Genomic DNA, 22,569 nt, shown 5'->3' with positions numbered 1-22,569 from the left:
CTTGCTGGGTACGTGATCGAGCAGACTAGAACTTGTACATTGCCCCGATGGAAAACAGATCAATGTCATTATCATTGTCAATATCATACCACTCCCACTCACCCACAATGCCGAGCTGGTCAGTGAACATGTAGTGAGCCCCGAGGCCATACATCAGGTCGGTACCATCGTCGTTAATACCGGCAGCAGCACCGCCCCCTTTAATATCCCACATGATCACACCAAGTTTGCCGAACACGCCGAACTGCTCGTTGAGCGGCAAAATGCCTTTCGCAGCAATCGTCCAGCCGTCCGCTTCGGCGCTAACTGCCGAACCGTCTACAGACCCACTGACCTCACCAAAATCTACCCAGGCAGCCTCGAAGACGATGTTCGAATTCAACTCCCAGCCGCCGAAGATTTTCCAGCTGGTATCTGTGTCGTCGCAATTGGTGACACCGCCACAGGCATCGATGGTTGACTGACCGATGCTCGCCCCACCATAGAAGCCACTCTCTGCGAGGGCATCGCCTGTCATACCCAGCGTCAATAAAAGTGCGCCCATAATTTTCTTTTTGTTCATGGCCTGCCCCTGCCCTATGTAGTAACCCCAAAAGAAGCATAGAACTGCATGTCAACTTGTACAACGCTGGAATAGCGTATCGGGCAGGGCGACTCTTTCAGGTTGCTAACGATGTTTTGGTGACGCCATTAACTATGGGTTGGTTTGTCCCTGCAGCACTGCTGATGAATTAAGTATTCTGTATATTTAGCTGCGTTATGGGTGGTCATTTCGCGCCACCCTGATAAAGTCCATTGATTAACAACATAATGCTGAAGGCTGAATCTTCCTTAGTAAGTGCTAAATGCAGATGACATGGAGCCGTTTGTGCGAGTCAGCGACCAAATATCAACAAATTTTCGTTTCTTAGCCGAGCATGACGCGCTTTTTGTGCAGTTGGCATCCGCTGCTGAAGGGGCTTTCTCCAGCGACCCTAACACTACCCTTATCAAACTCCGCCAGTTGGGCGAAGCGCTTGCTCAGCATCTGGCTGCGCTCTCCGGTATCGAATGTGACGAACAAACCAGCCAGTCGGAGCTTCTTTACCGCCTGAACCGTGAATTGCGTCTGGAGCCGCAGATAAAAGAGCTGTTCCATATTCTGCGTATCGAGGGCAACAAAGCCACTCACCAGTTCCGCACCCAACATAAAGAAGCGATGGACGGCCTGAAAGTGGCGCGGGCTTTGGCCATCTGGTTTCACCGCTCCTTTGGTAAAGCCGGTGCCAGTTTCAGCCCCGGCCCCTTTGTGCCGCTCGCCGACCCCAGCGCGCAATTGCGCCAGCTTCAGGGTGACATCGAAAAACTCCGCCACGACCTACAACACGCCAACATGGCGCTGGATAGCAGCCAGCAACTCAGCCAGCTGGTCGAGCAGGAGAAAGCCGAATATGAAGCGCTGGCCGTGGCCATGGATGAAGAGTCCCGCGCTTTAGCTGAACAAGCCCGCCAGCACGAGCAGGCCTTAAGCCAACAGCAACAGGCCTACGAGCAAAAGATCAAAGCACTGCAACAACAGCTTACTCAGCAGGGCGAACAAACCGTCAACCAGCAGCGCCAGCAAGTTGCCAAAAAGACCAAGGCGGCCACCGATACGCTGGTGCTGAGCGAAGAACTCACCCGTATCCTGATCGACCAGCAATTGCAGGAAGCTGGCTGGGAAGCAGATAGCCAGGAGATTACCTTCCGGAAAGGCGCACGCCCTGAAAAGGGTCACTGCCGCGCCATCGCCGAATGGCCCACCCACCATAACGGAGAGAAGGGCTGGGCGGATTACGTACTGTTCGTAGGGTTAACCCCGGTTGCGGTGGTGGAAGCCAAGAAAGAGAACACTAACGTCGCTGGTAAAATCAGCCAGGCCGAACGTTACAGCCAGGGCTTTAAGGTAGAGGCACCGTTAGTCGGCGCCTGGGAGCAGATAGGCCGCACCATCGCCTGGCCCGCTGACGAGAGCGGCCACTACCACGTGCCTTTTGTGTATTCCTGCAACGGTCGCCCTTATGTACCGCAGCTGGCGGAACAGTCTGGCACTTGGTTTCGGGATGTGCGCGAGCCCAGCAACCTGCGCCGGGCACTGCCGCAGTTCCACACCCCCGGCGGCCTGCTGGATTTGCTGGAACGGGACAAGGAAAGCGCCGAAAAACTGTTAAAGGAAGAACCCTTCGGCTACCTGAAACTGCGGGAATACCAACAGAACGCCATCATCGCCACCGAAAACGCCCTGGCACGTGGCGTGCGCACCGCGCTGCTGGCCATGGCCACCGGCACCGGTAAAACCCGCACCATCATCGGGTTGATGTACCGCTTTCTGAAAGTCGAACGCTTCAACCGCATCCTATTCCTGGTGGACCGCACCGCGCTAGGCCAGCAAGCCACCGATGCCTTCAACGAAGCGCCGTTAGAACAGAACCACACCCTCAGCAAGATCTACAACGTCGCTGAACTGGGCGACATGGCGGCCGAAGCGGAAACCCGCATTCAGGTGGCCACGGTGCAGGCCATGGTGAAACGCATCTTTATGAGCGACAACCCACCGCCCATCGACCAGTTCGACTGCATCATCATCGACGAAGCCCACCGGGGTTACACCCTGGACCAGGAAATGACCGAAGGCGAATTGGCCCTGCGGGACACCAGCCAGTACTTGTCCAGCTACCGCAGGGTATTGGATTACTTCGATGCGGTGAAAATCGGCCTGACCGCTACTCCGGCAAAACACACCAGCGAGATTTTCGGTAAGCCCGTCTATACCTACTCCTATCGGGAAGCCGTGGCCGATGACTGGCTGATCGACCACGAACCGCCAATCCGCTTTGAGACCCTGCTCACCCAAAACGGCATTACCTTCGAGAAGGGCAAACCGGTCGAAGTCATCAACACCCAGACCGGCGAAGTGGACACCACCGAGCTGGAAGACGAACTCAGTTTCGAGGTGGATGCCTTCAATCGCCGCGTGATCAACGAGAACTTCAACCGGGTGATCTGCGAACAGCTGGTACAGGAGCTGGACCCGTTCGGTGACGAGAAAACCATGATCTTCTGTGCCACTGACCTGCACGCGGATATGGTCAAGCGACTGCTGGATGATGCCTTCAAGGATCTCTACAACGGCCGCTACAACGAAGCCGCCGTGGCCAAGATCACCGGCCAGAGCGACAAGGTGGACCAGCTCATCCGCCGCTACAAGAACGAGCGCTACCCCAACATCGCCATCACCGTAGACCTGCTGACCACCGGCATCGACGTGCCGCGCATATGCAACCTGGTATTCATGCGCCGGATACGCTCACGCATTCTTTACGAACAGATGATCGGCCGCGCCACCCGCCGCTGCGACGAGATCGGCAAAACCGTGTTCCGCATCTACGACCCGGTAGACATCTATGCCGCGCTGCAAGATGTGAACACCATGAAGCCCCTGGTGAAAGACCCCAACATCACCCTGGAACAACTGGTAAGCGAACTCACCGACGACGAGCAGCTGGAAAAGGCCCTCAACAGCCCTGGCGAGTTACCGGACGAAAGCCAGGCCGACGTGGTGCTGAGCCAGCTCAGCCAGAAACTCATGCGGGTACTGCGCAAAGCTGACAACAAAGCCGAAAACCGCCCGGAACTGAAACAGAAGCTGGACGAACTGCACCAAAGCTGGGGCGTGGAACCCAAATCTCTGCACGCCCACCTGCGCGAGCTTGGCCCCCGGCAGGCCTCGGCATTTATCAAACAGCATAGCGGACTGCTGAACCAGCTAGCCGAGGTGAAATCCCTGGTGGGTAGTGACACCATGCCGCTGATTTCCGACCACGAAGACGAAATCCGCGAGCGATTTCAGAGCTATGGAGTGCATGATAGACCAGAAGACTACCTGGACAGCTTCAATGAGTTCATCAAACAGCAGCTCAACCAGTCTGCCGCCCTGGCCGTAGTGGTCAACAAACCCCGGGACCTTACCCGGGAACAGCTAAGGGAAGTAAAACTGCTGCTGGACAACCACGGTTACTCCGAAGCCCGCCTGCAAAGCGCCGTGCGCAACCAGACCAACAATGACATCGCCGCCAGCATCATCGGCTACATCCGCCGCGCCGCCCTGGGCGAGCCGCTGATTCCGTTCGAACAGCGGGTAGCGGAAGCCATGGACCGCATCTACACCGAGCACAACTGGACCCCGAACCAGCGCAAATGGCTGGAACGGCTGGCCAAGCAACTAGTGCACGAAGTGATCATCGACCGGGAGTTTGTGAACCACCGGTTTGCCGACGATGGCGGGGCCAGGCAGATGAATAAGGTGCTGGGAGAGCAGCTGGATACCGTGCTTGAGGAATTGAATGAGGCGATGTGGCCGGAGCGGAGTGCTTGAGAATGCCATGTTTATGGAATCGACATAGGTTTAACCTGTGTCGATTTTTCAGTATTTTTTCGACACAGATCATTGCGATGTTTACCGCATAAACATAGACTGCGCAAAACACACACCTTTGTCGAAATTTTTAAGGAATTTAAACATGGCCTGGCGACCGGATCAGCCTTACAACCAGTTACCGCCGCTTCCGCCTGCCAAAGAAGTGACCGAGACTCTGGGCATCCTCAAAGCCTGCATTCCCGCCCGGGCCGCTCTGGCTGAGCTTAAACAGGCAGGTGAACTGATTCCGAATCAATCACTGCTGATAAACCTTCTGCCACTGCTGGAAGCCAAAGACAGTTCCGAGATCGAGAACATCGTCACCACCACCGACAAACTGTTTCAGTTTTCGCAGGAAGATCAGGGGGCCGATCCGGCCACCAAAGAAGCGCTCCGATATCGCACAGCCCTTTATGAGGGCTTCGTCCATCTTCAGCGCAAACCACTGTGCGCGAGCACCGCTATAGAGGTGTGCAGCACGCTGAAAGGCGTGGATATGGATGTACGTAAGGTGCCCGGGACCATCATTGGCAATCAGGCAACCGGTGAAACCATCTACACCCCACCGGTTGGTGAAGCGGTTATTCGCAACCTGCTCACCAACTGGGAAAACTATCTGCATGCAGACGACGACACGGACCCACTGATCAAAATGGCCATCAGCCATTACCAGTTCGAAGCCATTCATCCGTTCCACGACGGCAATGGACGAACAGGCCGTATCGTCAATGTGCTTTACCTGATCGAACAGCGGCTACTCACCCTGCCCATACTCTACCTGAGCCGCTACATAGTTCAGCACAAAAACGATTACTACCGCCTACTGACCCAGGTTACCCGCACCGGTGAGTGGCAGGAGTGGATTATCTTTATGCTTAACGGCGTGGAGCAGGTATCGTCCTGGACCTGCGCCAAGATCGCCGCCATGAGAAAGCTCATTACTGAAACTGAAGACCATGTCAGACAAGCGCTGCCCAAGATCTACAGCCACGAACTGGTCCAGACCATTTTTGAGCAGCCCTATTGCCGCATCAGCAACCTGGTAGAAAAAGACATCGCCAAACGGCAGACAGCATCCAGTTACCTGAAACAGCTGGTCGAGATTGGCGTACTGCAGGAGAAAACAGCAGGCAACGAAAAGCTGTTCCTCAATCCGCGCCTGCTACGCCTGATGACCAGCGATAGCAACGAGCTTCAGCCTTACCACTGAATTCAGCAACCTTGAGAACACACATGACCAACAACGACATCGTCCAGAAACTCTGGAACCTCTGCGACGTGCTGCGAGACGACGGCATCAACTACTCGGACTACGTCACCGAGCTGGTGCTGCTGCTGTTTATCAAAATGGTGCATGAGAACACCGAAGCGGGCACCCTGAAAAAGCATCCGCTGCCGGAAGGTTGCCGCTGGACCGACCTGAACGGCAAATCCGGCATCAACCTGCTGAACGACTACAAACGCATCCTGCTCAGCCTGTCCACTGGTAAAGACGGCGACGGCACCCTGGTGCACGACGACCCGCTGATTAGCGCCATCTACGCCGATGCCCAGACCCGCCTGCGGGAGCCGCGCCATCTGGAGCAGATGATCAAAACGTTGGATCAGATCGACTGGTTCAGCGCCCAGCAGGATGGCCTGGGCGACCTGTATGAAGGCCTGCTGGAAAAGAACGCCAACGAAACCAAATCCGGCGCTGGCCAGTACTTCACGCCCCGCGCCCTGATCAACACCATGGTGAACTGCCTGAAGCCGCAGCCCGGCGAACGCATCCAGGACCCCTCAGCGGGCACGGCGGGCTTTCTGATAGCCGCCCATGAATACATCAAAAGCCAGACCGACGACCTGTACGACCTGACCGCCGAGCAGAAAGCCTTCCAGACCACCCAGGCTTGTGTGGGTATCGAACTGGTGCCCGGTACCCGCCGCCTAGCGCTGATGAACTGCCTGCTGCACGGCATGGAAGGGGATGCCGAAGGCGTGGTGCACCTGGGCAACGCCCTGGGCCAAACCGGCGCCGGGCTTGAAAAGGCCGACATCATCCTCGCCAACCCACCCTTTGGCACTAGCAAAGGCGGCGACGCCAGCATCACCCGGGACGACCTCACGTTTAAGACCAGCAACAAACAGCTGGCTTTTTTGCAGCACATCTACCGCAACCTCAAACCCGGTGGCCGTGCCGCCGTGGTACTGCCGGACAACGTACTGTTCGAAGCCGGCGTCGGCACCGACGTGCGCCGGGACCTGATGAACAAGTGCAACCTGCACACCATCCTGCGCCTGCCCACGGGCATCTTCTACGCCCAGGGCGTGAAAACCAACGTGCTGTTCTTTACCAAAGGCAGCGCGGCGGACAAGTACCAGGAAGAGAACTGCACCGAGAATGTCTGGGTCTACGACCTGCGCACCAACATGCCCAGCTTCGGTAAACGCACGCCGTTTGGCGAGCAGCACTTGAAGCCCTTCGAGGCAGTCTTTGGTGATAGCGCCAACGACCAAAGCGATCGACAAGAGGGAGAATGGAGCTTTCATTCCGACAAGATCGAACTGCCGGAAGCCACTAAAGCCACCGACGAAAACCAAGGAGTTGATGAGCGCATGATTCACAGCCGCTGGCGCAGCTTCAGCCGCCAGTGGATTGCCGAGCACAAGGGCGACTCGCTGGATATTTCCTGGCTAAAGGACAGTGACAGTGTGGATGCCGCCAATCTGCCGGAGCCGAGTGTGTTGGCGGGTGAGGCGATGGGGGAATTTGGGTGAGCTGGATGCGTTGATGCGGGAGTTGGGGGCTGAGGAAGAGGCTGATGGAGCGAAAGTGCTTTTGCGGGAAGTGATGGGCGGGGAAGAGTAATGTCAGAGCACAATATCCCCAATGGCTGGATACGAGCCAAAATCTCAGATATCTCAATCAAGGGCCTGCAGCGGAAACCAGCCGTCGATGAACGCTTCACCTATGTGGACATAGGCAGTATCGATAGGAGCCTAAAAAAGATTTCCGACCCTCAAGTGATTGCTGGTGGCAACGCACCCAGCAGGGCGAGGAAAGTTATTGAAAGCGGCAATGTTCTGGTTTCTCTTACTAGGCCAAACCTCAATGCTGTAGCCTTGGTCGACCAGAAATATCACAATCAAATCGCGTCGACTGGGTTTGAAGTCATAAAGCCCGTGCTGGTTGATAGTCGCTATATCTTCACGCTAGTCCGCTCAAAAGAGTTTGTCGATCAAATCAGCGGTGTCGTTCAGGGTGCACTTTACCCTGCGGCGAAGTCATCGGATGTTCAGAACTTTGAGTTCCCGTTACCCCCCCTCACCGAACAAAAAGTCATCGCTGACAAACTCGACACCCTGCTGGCCCAGGTGGAAAACACCAAAGCCCGCCTCGAACGCATCCCGCAAATTCTCAAACGCTTCCGTCAGTCCGCGCTGGCTGCGGCGGTGAGTGGGCGGTTGACGGAGGAGTGGCGTCGCATCCATTCGCCATTGGAGAATACAGGTCAGCTGCTTTCTCGTTGGGAAAAGACTCGTTACGAGAGGTTTGAGGAAGCACAAGACAAACTACTGCAAAGTGGAAAAATCAAAAAATTCAGGAAATTCAAAAAGCCATCCAATCCTGACCTTGATACAGCGCCACCACCAGATATTCCCGACAGCTGGAAGCTAGTGAGTGTTTCACAGCTTGCTGAATGCTTGGATCACATGAGGATTCCAGTAAAAAAAGATGATCGGGCAACAGCTAAAGGCCTGTACCCATACTTCGGTGCTAACGGGGAAGTCGATAAAGTCGATGAATACATTTTTGACGGAGATTTTGTCCTCGTCACGGAGGACGAAACCTTTTATGGTAGAGAAAAGCCCATTGCTTATCGTTACTCTGGAAAATGCTGGGTCAATAACCACGCGCACATCCTGCAAGCCCCTACAAGGTTGGCCAACGACTATCTATGCTATAGCTTGATGCATTACAACGTCATTCCTTGGCTTTCTGGAACAACAGGGCGCGCAAAGCTCACACAAGCGGCTTTGAACTCTTTACCAATCGGACTGCCTCCAGAAAATGAGCTCAATGAAATCGTCCACCGAGTAGACCAACTCTTCGCCCACGCCGACTGCATCGAACAACAGGTCAAGAACGCCCTGGCCCGCGTCAATAACCTCGCCCAGTCCATCCTGGCTAAAGCCTTCCGGGGCGAACTCACCGAGCAGTGGCGCAAGGACAACCCAGAGCTGATCAGTGGGGAAAACAGTGCGCAGGCGTTGATGGAGCGGATCAAGGTAGAGCGGGCGGCGATGAAGCCAGCGAAGAAAACCCGTCAAAAGAGAACCACCGCATGAGCAGTAGACACGCCTAAGGTTTGTAAGACAGACGAAGTAAGCATAAAAAAAGCCGCCACGCGTTAGCGTCGGCGGCAGGCTAATGCTTCTACTCTCTAGCGCTATTGTGCCTGCAACATAGGCGTCTCTGGCCGCCAGAAAACGTTTTGCCCAATCCGGCTAAAGCCCCACTGGCTTTTGCTACGAAACGCTCGCTGTTGGTTATCTGTCATGGCGCTTTGCCCATCCGCATCACGGATATAACGGGCCAGTGTCATGGCAGCTGGCTGGCCGTAGCGTGCACCCGGTGAGGCACATGTCCAAATATGACGTAAGGTCATCGCGATATCGAGCTCATGTTGATCTAAGTAGGCAAGACCGTATGCACAGGCTTCAAGGGTAAACGCATCGTGGCTACAGAGCTTCCACGCCGCGTTAGGCTTGCCTTTCGAGTCGTAGGTATACGTCTTACCAATATCGTGCAACAGCCCCGCTACAAAGCACGTTTCCTGCATCAGGCGCGGCATAGCTGGCTCATTTAAGCGCAGCATGGCAACAGCATTATTCGCGACGTTCAGCGAATGCTCTAGCAACCCACCTGCATAGGCGTGGTGGTAGGTCACGCTGGCGGGTGCATTCAGAAACGTCTCGATACGGTCCTTACGTTCCAATACCCGTGTTAAAAAACTGCGTAAGTGCTCCGATTGCAGAGACTGTACGGTCTTCACTAATTGATCGAACACCGCTGGTGCGGGAGCGTACACACGTGGTAGCGATTGTAGCGTGTCCAGTAAGTGGACTTCCTCACGGGTCGCCTTGCGGAACTCATCAAGTAGGAATTGGCCTGATAAGCACTTTACTCCTGATGCAGTAACAAAATCCAAATGGCCAATGCGCTCAGGTACGTGTGTCTTGGCCAAATTCAGCATTGCGATACGATCACCTTCGCAGTCGCTTAGCCGAAGTTTTAGAAAAGGCGTTTTTGCATTGTCGAACTCCACCACGCGCCCCGTAAGGCGATAAGTGCCCGTAAAAGTGCGAGACAGGTGTGCTGGAGCTTGTTGATTAGGCCGTTTCATGGCGGTGCTCCTTCTCGGGCTTGGTGGATGTGGTATTGCCTAATAAACGCTCGAAGGCTGAGCCGTCCATACGCGTGGCATTAGGCACATAGCGCGAATAGACCTTAAACAGCATCTCGGTTGAACTGTGGCCTAACATGCGCGCTACCCACTCTGGGTTCTCACCCGAGGCTAGAAACAGCGTTGCGGCCGTATGGCGCGTTTGGTACGGGCGGCGTTTGGTAAGCCCCAGTGACCGTAGTAGGGGATACCACACGCGTTTCGTCACGTTATTGTGATCAAGCGGCTGCCCCAGTTGATTGCAGAACACGTACTGGCTCATACGCCCAGTCGCGGCGTACTGCGTTTTTAAGGCGTCATACACCTGTCCAAACATGGGGATTTCACGCTGGGAGCCATCAGTCTTGGTGTATTCCGTTTCGCCATTTATCAATGTCTCGCGCACCAAGATTTCTCGTTTAGCGAAATCGACATTTTTCCACTTCAATCCATCTATCTCACCGGTACGCATACCGGTAAAAAAGCGCACCGTGTAGTAGTTGCGATAGTCGGGGCGCACGTTATCGATGATGCGGTGGACTTCATGGAGCGAGAAGGGCTCGATGTGCGTCTTCTGTAGCTTTAACGGTTTGATGTTTTTGTAAGGCGTCTCGAAATCGAATCGCTCGGCAGCTTCATCCAGCACCATGCGAAGAATGGTCATATGGCTGTTGATAGTCTTTGGCGATACGAGCCCCGTGCTGCCACGCCCTTTGCGCTTGGCCAGCTTGGCGCGAAACCCCATGATGTCGGCCTTGGTGATATCACCAATGGGCTTTTTACCGAATGCGGGCTTCAGCGAGCTATCCAAGATCGAGCGCACATTGCGCACGTGGGAAGCACGCCACTGGATCTTGCTCTCCTCAAACCACTGCTCAGCAAAGTCATTGAAAAGGGGTGTTTCTACCTGCTGCGATATGCTCTCAGTGGTTTGCGTAGCCACTGTAGAGTTGAGAGTAGCCTGCGTAGGCGCTAGTTTTTTTAAGTTTTTGCTGCCAGGAAAAAACTCGGCATAATCGAAGTCATCTAGCAGGATTTTGGCTTCTATCTTTGCAAGCAGTTGCTCTACTTTTTTTCGGTTGGCAGGTGTGTCTTTCAGCGCGGTTTGTTCACGCAGCCGCAAGCCTTGATAAAAAAAGTCTAGGTAGAGCTTACCCGTCTCTTTACGTTGGCGGACTTTACCCATGACTAAAGCCTCCGTTGGCCATCGGAATGGATAGGTTTTTATGGGTCGCCTTCAGCATTTCTTTTTCAACGGCTTCCCAAAGGAACAAAATTTTGCGGCGGCCAAATGGTTTGATGTAGTGGGTGCCCTCAATAAGAACGCTATCTTTTAATTGCTGGCGGATGGTGCGGCAGTCGTACTTAATGCGCTGAGCAAGCTCTTCGGTCGTTAGGTAGGTATATGATGCTTCCATCGAAAACCTCCATGAGGGGTGGTATTCTGCGTGACTAAAAGGCATTCCAAATATCAGAATGTCATCCTGAGTGACATTTTAGACAGCAAAAAGCCATTTGCAAGATTTTTTTGCCATTCTGGATGACAAAAAATGTTTTAAGGAGGTTTTTGATGGTTCGTTGTCATCTTGCGCGCTTGATGGGTGAGCACAAAATGAAGATCGTTGATGTGGCGCGTGAAACGGGTTTGAACCGCAATACCATCACGCTGCTTTACAAAGAAACAGCTCAGCGCATTGAGTTAGACGCGTTGGATAAGCTATGCAAGTTATTCAACTGCGGGGTAGGGGATTTGCTCGAATTTGATGACGACAGGGAGAGATAAGAAGCGCAAAGAGATGAGGCAGCGTGTTGCCTGAAGGTCGTAGGAAAAAATTGCTGAGGAAGAGAAAAAAGCCAATGTGTCACATATACGTCACAGATGTGTCACAGGAAGTTAGCTAACAAACAAACACAAAAAAGGCAGATCAGTAAGTAACTGATCTGCCTTTCAAAATATTGGTAGCGGGGACCGGATTTGAACCGATGACCTTCGGGTTATGAGCCCGACGAGCTACCAGACTGCTCCACCCCGCATCAACGTGTGGCGTATTCTACGCATTTTTAGCGTGAAGTCAACCCCCTGCATAAAACGCTTATATTGTTAGGCACGACCTTCATCGTGCTGCAACATTGGAAGAGTAAAGCTATGCTTCCAATAGGGATAACAAAAAGCTTACTGTCGGTATGTCGTCCAACTAACAATACGACGTGCTGTGAATGCTGAGGCGCTACGGCGCTTATTAAGAATGGCTTGCGACATCACCATAATGCTTAGCGTCCAAGCCGTTTGTCATATCAGGGAGGTAGTCAATGACCAATCAAGCCCCCGTCGCCTGGGTAACAGGTGGAACTGGTGGAATCGGAACGTCAATTTGCCATTCATTGGCGGATGCGGGTTATTTCGTAGTCGCGGGATATCACAATCCTGAGAAAGCCAAAACCTGGCTGGAAACCCAGCAAGCCGCTGGTTACGACAACATCGCGTTATCGGGTGTCGATCTTTCCGACCACAATGCCTGCCTAGAAGGTGCTCGCGAAATCCAAGAAAAATATGGGCCTATCAGCGTGTTAGTTAACTGTGCTGGCATCACTCGCGATGGCACCATGAAGAAGATGTCCTATGAGCAGTGGTATCAAGTGATCGATACCAACCTTAATAGCGTCTTCAACACGTGCCGCAGCGTTATTGAAATGATGCTGGAGCAGGGCTACGGTCGCATCATCAATATTTCTTCTATCAATGGCCGTAAAGGCCAATTTGGGCAAGTGAACTATGCGGCTGCCAAAGCAGGTATGCATGGGTTGACCATGTCGCTGGCGCAAGAAACGGCAACCAAAGGTATTACGGTGAATACCGTGTCGCCCGGCTACATTGCCACCGATATGATCATGAAAATTCCCGAGCCGGTGCGTGAAGCCATTCGTGAAACCATTCCAGTGAAGCGGTACGGTACCCCGGAGGAGATCGGTCGCTTGGTAACGTTCTTGGCAGATAAAGAGTCAGGCTTTATTACTGGCGCCAATATTGATATTAACGGCGGTCAGTTTATGGGCTAATCGCCCAACGCGATTAGCTGATTTATTCAATAACGGTAAAGTGTAAACGGGAGGCTATTCGCCTCCCGTTGCCATTGCTGGGGTGTGAGAAGTACTTGTGTAACGTACTTATATAAAGGGCTTAAGGGTGAGGTACTCGCGCTAGGCGACTAAAAAGATTGTCAAACTCTTCTGCTTCCTTGCGCCACAATTGGTTAGGCATGGGGCCAAGTGCCATGAGTGCTGCTAATATGCCGCTGATCTCATCTGGTCGACTACGCTCGTTATTGATCCCTTCATTTAGCCGTTCTACTTGAATCGCCAGGCGGAGAGGTTCATCACGCTGCTTGACGCTACCCAACGCTAGCAAAGACAAATGCACTCTCAGGCGAGCCAGCCCATCTTCTAGCTCAGCAAGCTTTTCGGCAGAGAGGGGAGTGGAAGTGGTTAGTCGCGCATGGTTGCGCTGCTGATGAGCCTCCATAAAAATAGCAGGCAGCTCCCCACTCAATACCTCTTTCGCATCAATTGCTTGTGGCTCTTCGCCTGCTAGCGCTTGTTGGTCTGCGGCGATATGCGCATTTACCAGCGGTAAGGCGCTGTGCCACTGCTGCACTGTATGCGCAATTTCCAGGCGGCTTAAGCGCTCACGCTTAGCTCTTACAATGCCGCTAAGGCGTTTCTGCATGCCGTCACTACGCCGATTACGCGGCAACGGCTCAAGCTGGCTAATGCTTTCGAGGTAGGACTCAAGGGTGGTGGACTCTTTGGCTTGCGTCGGCTGCCAGCTATCCATTTCGTCAATTAATATTTGCAGCTGATCGAGCTTCTGTTGTTGGCGAGTTGCCTGCTCATGCTTGTGAGCGTCACGCTGAGCAAAGAGCTGATCGCAGGTATGACGAAAGGCTTTCCATAGGGCTTGTTCTTCACCTTTTGGAGCACGACCCAGCGCGCGCCACTGCTGCTGTAGCTGCTTTGTGCTCGCTATGCGGGCGGCTAAGGGTGACTCGTGGTCATCCTGTAAGCTTTTCGCTTGTTCGATAAGCAGGCGCTTTTGACTAGCGATCTGCTCCGCTCGCTGGTCAATAAGCGCCTGAAGGCGATGACGGATAGCCCCAAAACGACGGCCAACGGTTTCTGATTGATCTCGAGGAACCGGAGAGTAGTGACGCCACTGGTGGCGGGCTTTATCACGGATCTCGCGCAATACATCGGGATCGGCATCCTCTGCTGGCTGATCAAGTAACGTTTCAAGTTGTTCGCAGAGTGCTTCACGGCCTTTAAGGTTGGCGTCACGCTCTTGATTAAGCTGTTCTCGCCAGGGAGCCAAACGCTCGTGGATGCGATCAGAAGCCGCGCGAAAGCGTGCCGACTGTTCGCGGTTGGCAGCGGCATCGCCGAGCGATTTCCACTCTTTTACCAACTGGCGATGATGGCGATCTAGAGCAACGTCTGCCATGTGTTGATCGTCAGCCAGCGCTTCGATGCTAGCGCAGAGTTGCTCGCGTTTAGGGCCGGCCACAAAACCGCGCCAATCGCGTAGTTCTGCTAACCGTGCGCCTAACTGTTTCACGCGTGCTTTTAGCGGCTTGGCTTCTTCCCCTATCAGTTCGTCGATGGAGGGCTTGAGGCGTTGATAGAGGCGGCTGGCACTTTTAAAGGCACCACGCTCTAACAAGTGTTCAAAGTTATCCACGTCGGCGCTAAGCGCGTTAAGTGACGCGGTAGGGGTGGGTTTGGTAGAAACGTCAGCATCTTTTAACGCTTGTGCATGCTTGAGTAGCTCGGGAGGCGTTATGTGCTTAGGCCAAGCGCACTGCTTAACGTACTTGGCAATGGCCACGTTATCTTGGTTGGCAATGGCCGTTTCTATATCTGCGCTGATGGCTTGCCAGCGCTGCCATGCTTCCATGCATACTTCATAGCGTTTCAGTGCTTGGCTATAGCGTTGTTGAACGTTCTCACCAGGCGGGTGCTGATCTGACAGAGATTGCCAGCGCTGGCCGAGTAGTTGGCGTTGGGCCCGTAGGCTATCGATATCCTGAACTGTTAGCTGCTCTGCATGTGCCAGGCCCTCTAACGTTTCTTCAAGGCCTTCAAGCAGTTGATCGCGAGTTCGTTCAATCTCTTCGCGATGAGCAATGCTCTGCTGACGCGCTTGTTCTTGCGTTTCATGATGATGCAGTGTTTTTCGGCAGCTAAGCGCTGCCTGATGAAAACGCTGCTCTTGCGTCACGCTGGGCGGGTGGGAAAGGCTTTGCCACTCACGCTCCAAATGACGGAAACGACCACCATACAGCGGCTCCCAGGGAGCCCCGGCGTGCTGTTCTAACTGTTTAAGCAGATGCTCACGCTGGGCTTGCTGATCCGCTAGCCACTCAGCATCATTGCGCAGTTGGGTGAGCTTTTCTCGCGCCAGACGAATGACCTGGCGGTCACGACGCGCTTCTTTTAATAGTTTTTTGAGGCTCTCTTCACTTTCAATTCGTTGAGCCGCTTGATGACGCACCGCTGCCACGCCGTTATGGCAGGCTTGGTGGACGAGGTCGCTTTCAACGGTTAATTGCTCTAATGCAGTGAGCCTCAGGTTAAGATTATCTCCCTGAAGTGCAATGGCGTTGAGCAACCGAGGCTCCGATAGCTCTGACACGATAGCCTGCCGCTTTTGCAGGTCGGTATGGCCCTGTGAGCCACATAAGCGCTGGCAAGCTGCGTTAAACCAAGCCTCGTCTTGACGATGCTCTGGAAGCGCATTGACAAGCTCCGCTAAGTCATCAAGGGCCAGTAGAGCAGCAAGCTGGATGTTACTCTCGTTATCCTGTGCTAATTGCTTTAGCGCTTGTTGCTGTTCTGGTTGTTGAGGGTCAAGCTGGTCGAGTGCCTTGAGACGCACCTCGGGATCAGGGTGCTGCCACCGAGGAGCGAACAGGCGTCTTAACAGTCCGTGCATGGATCATCCTGCAGATGAGGTGCGTAGCGTGAAAAAAAAATCAACTACCGATGACAGATAGTTGCAGTCATCGGCGCTGTCGCTTAGCTTTGCTGTAGGCGCTGTGATGATTAATACTTCTTCACAACACCCAGCGCGAGATTGCGCTACCTTTATCTTACCTGAACATGACATGGAGTTCGGCCATGAGCCTCAACGCCAACAGTGCCGACATTGCCTTCACCTTTAAAGGTGGCATGCTGCCAATGACCGTCATGGAATTGAGCAGTGCTGACCCGGAACACATACGAAGTCAGCTAGCTGGCAAGTTGTCGCAATCCCCCGCGTTCTTTCAGCATACACCGGTTGTGCTGAGCGTGGAAAAACTCGATGAACCTCACTTGGCGCTTGAGCGCATTTGCGCGGTATGTCGCGATCATAAATTACTACCGGTAGCCGTACGTGGCGGAGCTGAGCCAGTACGTCAATCCGCCTGGGCATTAGGGCTAGGCTGGTTTGCCCCTGTTGAAGAAGGGCGGTCTAGGCTATTAGAGAGCGTTGATACTACTGCTACCTCTGATGACGCCATAGACGAGGTGGAAGCTGCCGACCAGGAAGTGGTTGCGGTAGCAACGCGCTTATTTCGCGGTACGGTGCGCTCTGGCCAGCAGGTAAGCGCATCAGAAGGCGATCTAGTGGTGATTGGGGCAGTAAATGCGGGCGCTGAAGTCCTGGCGGCTGGTAGTATCCACGTCTACGGAGCGCTTCGCGGACGTGCCTTGGCGGGTATTCATGGCAATACCCAGGCGGGTATTTACTGTCGAGAATTAGAAGCAGAGCTTCTTTCTGTGGCAGGCAATTACAAACGGTTAGAAGATATTGATTCACAGTTGCTTGGCCGTGCCACAGAGGTGCATTTCGCTAAAGAGCAGCTGGAAATTAAGCCGCTGGGTTAATTCAAACGCATGAGCGTGTGTTGGTGCTTAATGCCTAGCGACGTCGCAAGCGCTATACGTTACAGTATGTCATGTTGTTGACATTGATGTTCCCGTTATGCGCAGTGCGACCCTTTAAACGCGCTCGCGATGAACGACTTCAAGAAGGAAGTAACTCTTGGCCAAAATTATTGTAGTGACCTCCGGTAAAGGGGGGGTTGGTAAGACCACTAGCGCTGCCGCTATTTCAACAGGGCTTGCCCTGCGCGGTAAAAAAACAGTCGTCATTGATTTCGATGTTGGTCTACGTAACCTCGACCTGATCATGGGCTGTGAGCGCCGCGTTGTTTATGACTTGGTAAACGTTATCCAAGGGGAAGCAGGGCTTAACCAAGCGCTGATTCGCGATAAACGCGTTGAAAACTTATTTATTCTTCCAGCCTCTCAAACGCGTGATAAAGATGCACTAACGCAGGAAGGCGTAGAGCGAATCCTTGAGCAGCTCAAACAAGATTTTGATTTTATCTTGTGTGACTCCCCCGCAGGAATCGAGAGAGGGGCTCAACTCGCTATGTACTTCGCTGACGAAGCGATTGTTGTCACGAATCCTGAAGTTTCCTCAGTGCGTGACTCTGACCGCATTTTGGGATTGCTTGGTTCCAAGACGCGGCGCGCTGAACAAAGCTTAGACCCTGTTAAAGAGCATCTGCTGATTACGCGCTATAACCCTTCTCGCGTAACGTCTGGGGACATGCTGACCCTTGATGATATTCGTGAAATTTTGTCTATCGATCTGCTTGGCTTAATCCCTGAGTCCGAAGCGGTATTACGTGCATCGAACCAGGGTGTTCCCGTTACTCACGATGCGGCGAGCGATGCAGGTCAGGCGTATTCAGATACTGTATCGCGCCTATTAGGTGAAGATATGCCTCTGCGCTTTCATGAAGTACAGCGTAAGGGATTGTTGAACCGTATGTTCGGGGGTGGTCGGCGATGAAATTGCTGGAGTTCTTGAAGCGTGAGCGCAAGAAATCCGCCTCGGTGGCTAAGGAGCGTTTGCAAATTATCGTGGCGCATCAGCGCGGCCAGCGCGGTCAGCCAGATTATATGCCGCTGCTCGAGCGCGAGCTGTTGGAAGTCATTCGTCGTTATGTACAGGTCGATGATGATGCCATTCAAATTTCGCTTGATAGCGAAGACAATTGCTCAGTGTTGGAGCTCAACGTTACGCTGCCGAAAGGTTGACGTTTCCATATGGAAGCAGCATAGCCAGTCGTTAAGCATGGCTATTCGCTAAGAGGGGCGGCGAGAGGCGTTGCGGTTATGCTAGGCTTGGGCTTTTGTACCCGCTTCGGCAAGTGGCTCGTTGGCTTGTGGGCGGGAAGCTACGCTCAAGGAGATTTCATCAATGGCGCCACCTAATGCTGCCCCTGCCAGTTTTCTCTGGCATGACTATGAGACATTTGGTGCTGATCCGCGTCGCGATCGGCCAGCTCAGTTTGCCGCATTACGCACTGACGCCGAGCTTAATGAAATCGGTGAGCCGATAGAGCTCTACTGCAAACCTGCTGATGACTACCTGCCTCACCCTGCGGCTTGCCTAATTACCGGTATTACACCGCAAAAAGCGCAGCGGAAAGGCTTGCCTGAGGGGGAGTTTGCCCGCCAAGTCCAAGGCTTTATGAGTGAGCCAGGCACTTGCGTGGTGGGCTATAACAGCCTTCGCTTTGATGATGAAATCTCCCGCCACTTGTTTTATCGCAACCTGCTTGACCCTTATTCCCGCGAATGGCAAAACGGCAATTCCCGTTGGGACTTGATTGATGTGGTGCGCGCGTTTTACGCCTTGCGCCCCGACGGCATTGAGTGGCCGCAGCGAGAAGATGGTGCGCCTAGCTTCAAACTTGAACACTTAACGGCGGCCAATGGCATTGCCCATGAAGGTGCTCATGACGCGGTAGCTGATGTACGTGCCACCATTGCGCTGGCACGGTTGTTAAAAGCCCAAAACCCAAAATTATTCGACTATTTACTGGGCATGCGTGGCAAGCGTGCAGTGGCCAAGCAGTTAGACTTGCCCAGCGCTAAACCGCTTTTGCATATCTCTCGTCGTTATCCTGCCAGCCGTGGCTGTAGTGCATTGGTCATGCCACTGGCCGAGCATCCGACGAACCCTAATGGCGTTATTGTTTACGATTTAAGCGTTGATCCTAGTGATTTGCTGACCATGAGTGCCGAGCAAATCAGAGAGCGTGTGTTCGTCAGCCAGCAGGATCTTTCCGAGGGGGAAGTGCGTATACCGCTGAAAGTGATCCACATTAATCGCTGTCCAGTCATCTTTCCAGCGACGGTGTTAAAGGATGTGGATGGCCCCCACAAAGGCGAATATGGCGCGATCATTGAGCGGTTAACGATTGATATTGATGCCTGTCGCGGCCATTGGAAAACGCTGCGAGAGGCCAGCGGCGTGGCGCAAAAAGTAGCTGAGGTATTTAACGCAGCCTACGAAGATGTGCCTCAAGACCCTGACTTAATGCTCTATTCCGGCAGCTTTTTCTCTGCGGCTGATCGCCAGCAAATGGAGCGAGCACTGGCAATGGATCCCTGGGACTTAGTCGGTCAGCGCTTTGCCTTTCAAGATCCTCGTCTGGAGGAAATGTTGTTTCGCTACCGCGCGCGTAGTTATCCAGACACGCTGGAGGGCGAAGAGCGCGAGCAGTGGGATGCGTTTCGCTGGATGCGTATCAATGATCCGGCCTTGTCGGGTTTTACGCTGAAAGCCTTTGCGCGAGAGATAGAGCTTTATAACCAGCAGACCCTATCGGATCGCGAGCGCCAAGTGTTAGAGGAGTTGGTGATGTACGTTGAGTCAATGATGCCAGCTCAGGCGTTTGATGCCTGAGCTGGTGAGTTTAGCTAAAACGTTAAGCTAATTCGTTTCGCTAATTAGCATTCAGCGTGCGTCGGTAAACGGCACGCGTGCTGCTCGGTAGGGGGCGATATCACTGGGTGAGTCGCCAGGGTTGTAGCGAATATCTAACTGGTGTGATTGAAGCGTCGGCCACAGTGCCTGCAGTTCTTGTACGCTAACATCCAGCGCTAGTTTGGCGAGTTGTTCACGGCGGTCAAAGTGCACGTCCTCCAGTGCTGTGGCTTGCCAGTAGCGGTTTGCCATGCCCTGTAGGCTCGTGTCTCGCTGGGTCAAGCGAGAATGAACGGCCTGACGATGCGGTGCTAACGCTTCCTCGGTTAACGTATTCAGGCGCTCGCCCGCTGCCGCCATAAAGGCGTCCATGCGCTCGGCGATCATGCTGCTCTCAACATCCGGCGACTGAACTACCAAGGCAATCCCCGGCGCCTCTAACAGCGGGGAATAGCCCGCATTAACAATATAGCCAAGCTGCTCCTCGGTACGTAGTTGCTGATAAAAGGGCGTATCCAGCCATTGCGCCAATACGCTGAGGCGCGCCTGCTCTTCAGTGGACGTGTCGCGACCCTGTAAATAACGCAGCACAAGGGACTCTTCGCGGGTGCTGTGTGGATGAAGCACCTCAGGCTGATTGCTCACCTGTAGTGCTTCAAGCGCAGGGATATCCTCACGAGTGAGACGTGGTGATAACGCGCCGCGTATTACATTGGCCTGCTCACGAGCCAGCTCTTTATCCAAATTGCCAACGGCCATTGCATCGATGTAAAGCGCGTCTAAAAACCGTTTGCGGAAGTTTTCTAAGTGGTGGCGCTCTAACCGCTGACTGGCATCAAGTAATTCAGTCGCTGACCATTGGGGGGTCAGTAGTGCTTCGCCCAGTGCCCGGCCTGCCTGGCCATAGAGCGATGCTTGGGGAGCATTGCGCCACTCGCGCTGGAGTTGATAGCGCACACGCTCAAAAGCGCTGGGAGAAATGTCGGCATGCTTAAGCTGCTTAATCGCCTGCTCTATCAGTGGCGTTTGTCCATCGCGCCAGCCTGAAAATGACAGCGTCATACCACGTCCGTGAGCGTAAGCGCTGAACGATTGACCAGCCAGCCAGGCTGGATATAACGACTCGTTTAGGCTGTCATTTAGCCAACTCGCTAAGAGACGTGTGAGTACCGCTTCTTCAGCTGAATAGCTGGCGCTGGGGTGCTGGAGGCTTACCCGCCACTCAACGCTTGGCGTATTGAAGCGGCTATCTTGCATGTGCCATGCGGTAAACGAAGGCGCATCAATCAACACTTCAGGGCGCTCATCTTGTCCCGTCTTGAGAGTAAGGTCATTGGCGATAAAGGGGTTGGGTTCCGGTAACGCTAGGCCTCCTAGCGCCTGCCCTGGCTGAGTTGGTGGTTGCTCTTTCCATTGGGTGTTGAACCAAGGCGAGACGGTATCGCTTTCTACGTCTGGCGCAGAGTAGAAACGCAGCATGTTGTCTGGGGTCAGTGCATCGAGATACAGCTGCTGACGCTCACTATCCATGCCATCCATCCGGTAAGGCGCATACTGCACATCATCCACCGGATAACGAGAAAGGCTCATGGCTAAGCGGGTGGCTTCCTGCTGTGGTGCGCCATGCTGCTGAAAACGGAACGCTTGTTCATTCAGGTTTTTTTGTTCCTCGTAGCGCCACTCGGCTAATCCTTCCTCGCGTATCTGCTCAATGGCAGCAAATAGTGTGGCCTCAATATCGTCCAGTCGCTGTGCCCCGGCTGGCGTTAAGCTAATCGAGATCGCAAAGAGCGCCTCATTGCCGTCACCTCGTCCCACGCCCGCCGAAAGTGCATCTGCAAGGCCCGCTTTGCGTAGCGCTGCCAGTAAGCTGCCGTCGCCTTCATCGCCCAGTAGGTGAGAAATTAGCTGAGTCGGCTTGGTACGGTATTCATCGGTAGGATCGGGAATCGGAAAATAGAAGCGTAGTTGGCGGCGATCCTGTAGCGACTGGCGCTCAATGTAGCGGGGCAGCGTGTCTGAATCGACCAGCGGCGTGTCAATGGTGGGGACGCTTAGGTCATTGTCGGGAAGACTTGCAAAGCGTTCGACAACTAATGCCTCAAGAGTATCGAGTGGCTGGGGGGCAACAATGGCCAAATTCATGACGTTGGCATCGTAGTAGCGATGATAAAAATCAATCACTCGCTCGCGGAGAGTGGCTTCACCCTCGGCTGGGTTGGCAAGGGTGTCACGGCTGCCTACTGCAAAGCCCGTCGTGGGATTGCTAGGATTTAGTAGCTGATTCAATACATCGTTTTCACGGCGGGATTCATCACGAATGCGTGCCATGTACTCAGAGTGGACAATATTCCGCTCGCTTTCTAAATGGTCGGCGTTAAATAGCGGCGAAAGGAAAAACTCGCTAAAGCGGTCCAGTGCGCCTGGCAAGGCCGAAGGCTCAACATCAAAAAAATAGTTGGTGTCTTGTTGGGCAGTAAACGCATTGTGGGAGCCCGCATTATCAGAAATGTAGCGCTGATAGGCATCAGACTGAGGGTACGGTTCAGTGCCTAAAAACAGCATATGCTCTAAAAAGTGGGCTAGCCCCTGCAGGTCGTCAGGGTCTTGAGCGCTGCCTACGCGAACGTTCATGGAGGCGGCGGCTTTATCGGCCTCTGGGTCACTAACAAGCAGCGCTTGAAGGCCATTTTCCAGCGTCAGTACGCGGTAATCGCGTTCGTCAAATGGGCTGACAATAGGCGTGATGGCGTCCTTCACTGGGGTGTCTTGAGCGAAGGCGAAAAAAGGCGTGCACCAAGCGACGCCAATCACGACGCCGATGACGGCCTGCCGTACAGCGTCACGGTTAGGCAGAGGTTCATGAGATCGTAACATTACGG

16 protein-coding genes and 1 tRNA gene are annotated in these 22,569 nt (G+C 53.7%); 10 read left to right on the top strand and 7 right to left on the bottom strand.

What is annotated here, in order from left to right:
- Positions 1-25 precede the first annotated feature (25 nt).
- Entirely contained in the window at positions 26-562 is a 537-nt protein-coding gene (locus INT21_RS00310; protein ID WP_193084724.1) for an outer membrane beta-barrel protein, read from the bottom strand.
- Positions 563-856: 294 nt separating this feature from the next.
- On the opposite strand from INT21_RS00310, the gene hsdR reads away from it, so the two are divergent.
- The 4 genes from hsdR (at position 857) to INT21_RS00290 (ending at position 8,767) form a co-directional block, all read left to right on the top strand.
- Positions 857-4,393, top strand: a complete 3,537-nt coding sequence (gene hsdR / locus INT21_RS00305) for a type I restriction-modification system endonuclease (RefSeq protein ID WP_193084723.1) — start codon at positions 857-859, stop codon at positions 4,391-4,393.
- Positions 4,394-4,538: 145 nt separating this feature from the next.
- Entirely contained in the window at positions 4,539-5,645 is a 1,107-nt protein-coding gene (fic, locus tag INT21_RS00300; protein ID WP_016915979.1) for a protein adenylyltransferase Fic, read from the top strand.
- Positions 5,646-5,668: 23 nt separating this feature from the next.
- The gene (locus INT21_RS00295; RefSeq protein ID WP_193084722.1) at positions 5,669-7,195 is read left to right on the top strand and encodes a class I SAM-dependent DNA methyltransferase; all 1,527 of its coding nucleotides are present in this window, start codon (positions 5,669-5,671) and stop codon (positions 7,193-7,195) included.
- 90 nt (positions 7,196-7,285) lie between these two features.
- Entirely contained in the window at positions 7,286-8,767 is a 1,482-nt protein-coding gene (locus INT21_RS00290) for a restriction endonuclease subunit S (RefSeq protein WP_193084721.1), read from the top strand.
- Between the two features lie 101 nt (positions 8,768-8,868).
- Here INT21_RS00290 and INT21_RS00285 read toward each other — a convergent pair whose 3' ends face one another.
- Genes INT21_RS00285 through INT21_RS00275 form a run of 3 tightly spaced genes read right to left on the bottom strand, consistent with a single transcriptional unit; the run spans position 8,869 to position 11,282 of the window.
- Entirely contained in the window at positions 8,869-9,825 is a 957-nt protein-coding gene (locus tag INT21_RS00285; RefSeq protein WP_193084720.1) for an HD domain-containing protein, read from the bottom strand.
- A complete protein-coding gene (locus INT21_RS00280; protein WP_193084719.1) occupies positions 9,812-11,050 on the bottom strand; it encodes a site-specific integrase in 1,239 nt (412 codons plus the stop codon). The genes INT21_RS00285 and INT21_RS00280 overlap by 14 nt, the downstream gene beginning before the upstream one ends.
- Positions 11,043-11,282 carry a hypothetical protein gene (locus tag INT21_RS00275; RefSeq protein ID WP_009098524.1) on the bottom strand — a complete coding sequence of 80 codons (240 nt, stop codon included), beginning with the start codon at positions 11,280-11,282 and terminating at the stop codon, positions 11,043-11,045. Before INT21_RS00275 ends, INT21_RS00280 begins: the two co-directional genes overlap by 8 nt.
- Before the next feature lie 152 nt (positions 11,283-11,434).
- Between INT21_RS00275 and INT21_RS00270 the strand changes: the two genes are divergently transcribed.
- Positions 11,435-11,647, top strand: coding sequence for a helix-turn-helix domain-containing protein (locus INT21_RS00270; RefSeq protein WP_022520327.1), 213 nt, complete (start codon positions 11,435-11,437; stop codon positions 11,645-11,647).
- Between the two features lie 174 nt (positions 11,648-11,821).
- On the opposite strand, the gene INT21_RS00265 is transcribed toward INT21_RS00270, so the two are convergent.
- Positions 11,822-11,898 (bottom strand) — tRNA-Met (locus tag INT21_RS00265).
- A 276-nt stretch (positions 11,899-12,174) separates the two neighbouring features.
- Between INT21_RS00265 and phbB the strand changes: the two genes are divergently transcribed.
- Positions 12,175-12,921 carry an acetoacetyl-CoA reductase gene (gene phbB, locus INT21_RS00260; protein ID WP_193084718.1) on the top strand — a complete coding sequence of 249 codons (747 nt, stop codon included), beginning with the start codon at positions 12,175-12,177 and terminating at the stop codon, positions 12,919-12,921.
- A gap of 121 nt (positions 12,922-13,042) precedes the next feature.
- Here the strand turns inward: phbB and INT21_RS00255 are convergent, their stop codons facing one another.
- Complete coding sequence (locus INT21_RS00255) at positions 13,043-15,850, bottom strand: DUF349 domain-containing protein (RefSeq protein WP_193084717.1); 2,808 nt, start codon at positions 15,848-15,850, stop codon at positions 13,043-13,045.
- 185 nt (positions 15,851-16,035) lie between these two features.
- On the opposite strand from INT21_RS00255, the gene minC reads away from it, so the two are divergent.
- The 4 genes from minC to sbcB all read left to right on the top strand — a co-directional run bounded on the left by minC (position 16,036) and on the right by sbcB (position 19,666).
- The gene (gene minC / locus INT21_RS00250) at positions 16,036-16,785 is read left to right on the top strand and encodes a septum site-determining protein MinC (RefSeq protein ID WP_089039275.1); all 750 of its coding nucleotides are present in this window, start codon (positions 16,036-16,038) and stop codon (positions 16,783-16,785) included.
- Positions 16,786-16,942: 157 nt separating this feature from the next.
- Positions 16,943-17,761 (top strand): septum site-determining protein MinD, encoded by an 819-nt coding sequence (gene minD / locus INT21_RS00245; protein WP_009724070.1) that lies wholly within the window; start codon positions 16,943-16,945, stop codon positions 17,759-17,761.
- A complete protein-coding gene (gene minE / locus INT21_RS00240; RefSeq protein ID WP_038480946.1) occupies positions 17,758-18,009 on the top strand; it encodes a cell division topological specificity factor MinE in 252 nt (83 codons plus the stop codon). The genes minD and minE overlap by 4 nt, the downstream gene beginning before the upstream one ends.
- Before the next feature lie 163 nt (positions 18,010-18,172).
- Complete coding sequence (gene sbcB, locus INT21_RS00235) at positions 18,173-19,666, top strand: exodeoxyribonuclease I (protein ID WP_193084716.1); 1,494 nt, start codon at positions 18,173-18,175, stop codon at positions 19,664-19,666.
- 51 nt (positions 19,667-19,717) lie between these two features.
- Here the strand turns inward: sbcB and INT21_RS00230 are convergent, their stop codons facing one another.
- Complete coding sequence (locus tag INT21_RS00230; protein WP_193084715.1) at positions 19,718-22,564, bottom strand: insulinase family protein; 2,847 nt, start codon at positions 22,562-22,564, stop codon at positions 19,718-19,720.
- Between the last annotated feature and the right edge of the window lie 5 nt (positions 22,565-22,569).

This window comes from Halomonas sp. 3F2F (assembly GCF_014897805.1).
Taxonomy (GTDB): Bacteria; Pseudomonadota; Gammaproteobacteria; order Pseudomonadales; family Halomonadaceae; genus Vreelandella.
Note: the sequence above shows the minus strand (reverse complement) of the source record. Positions and strands in the feature narration are given on the sequence as shown.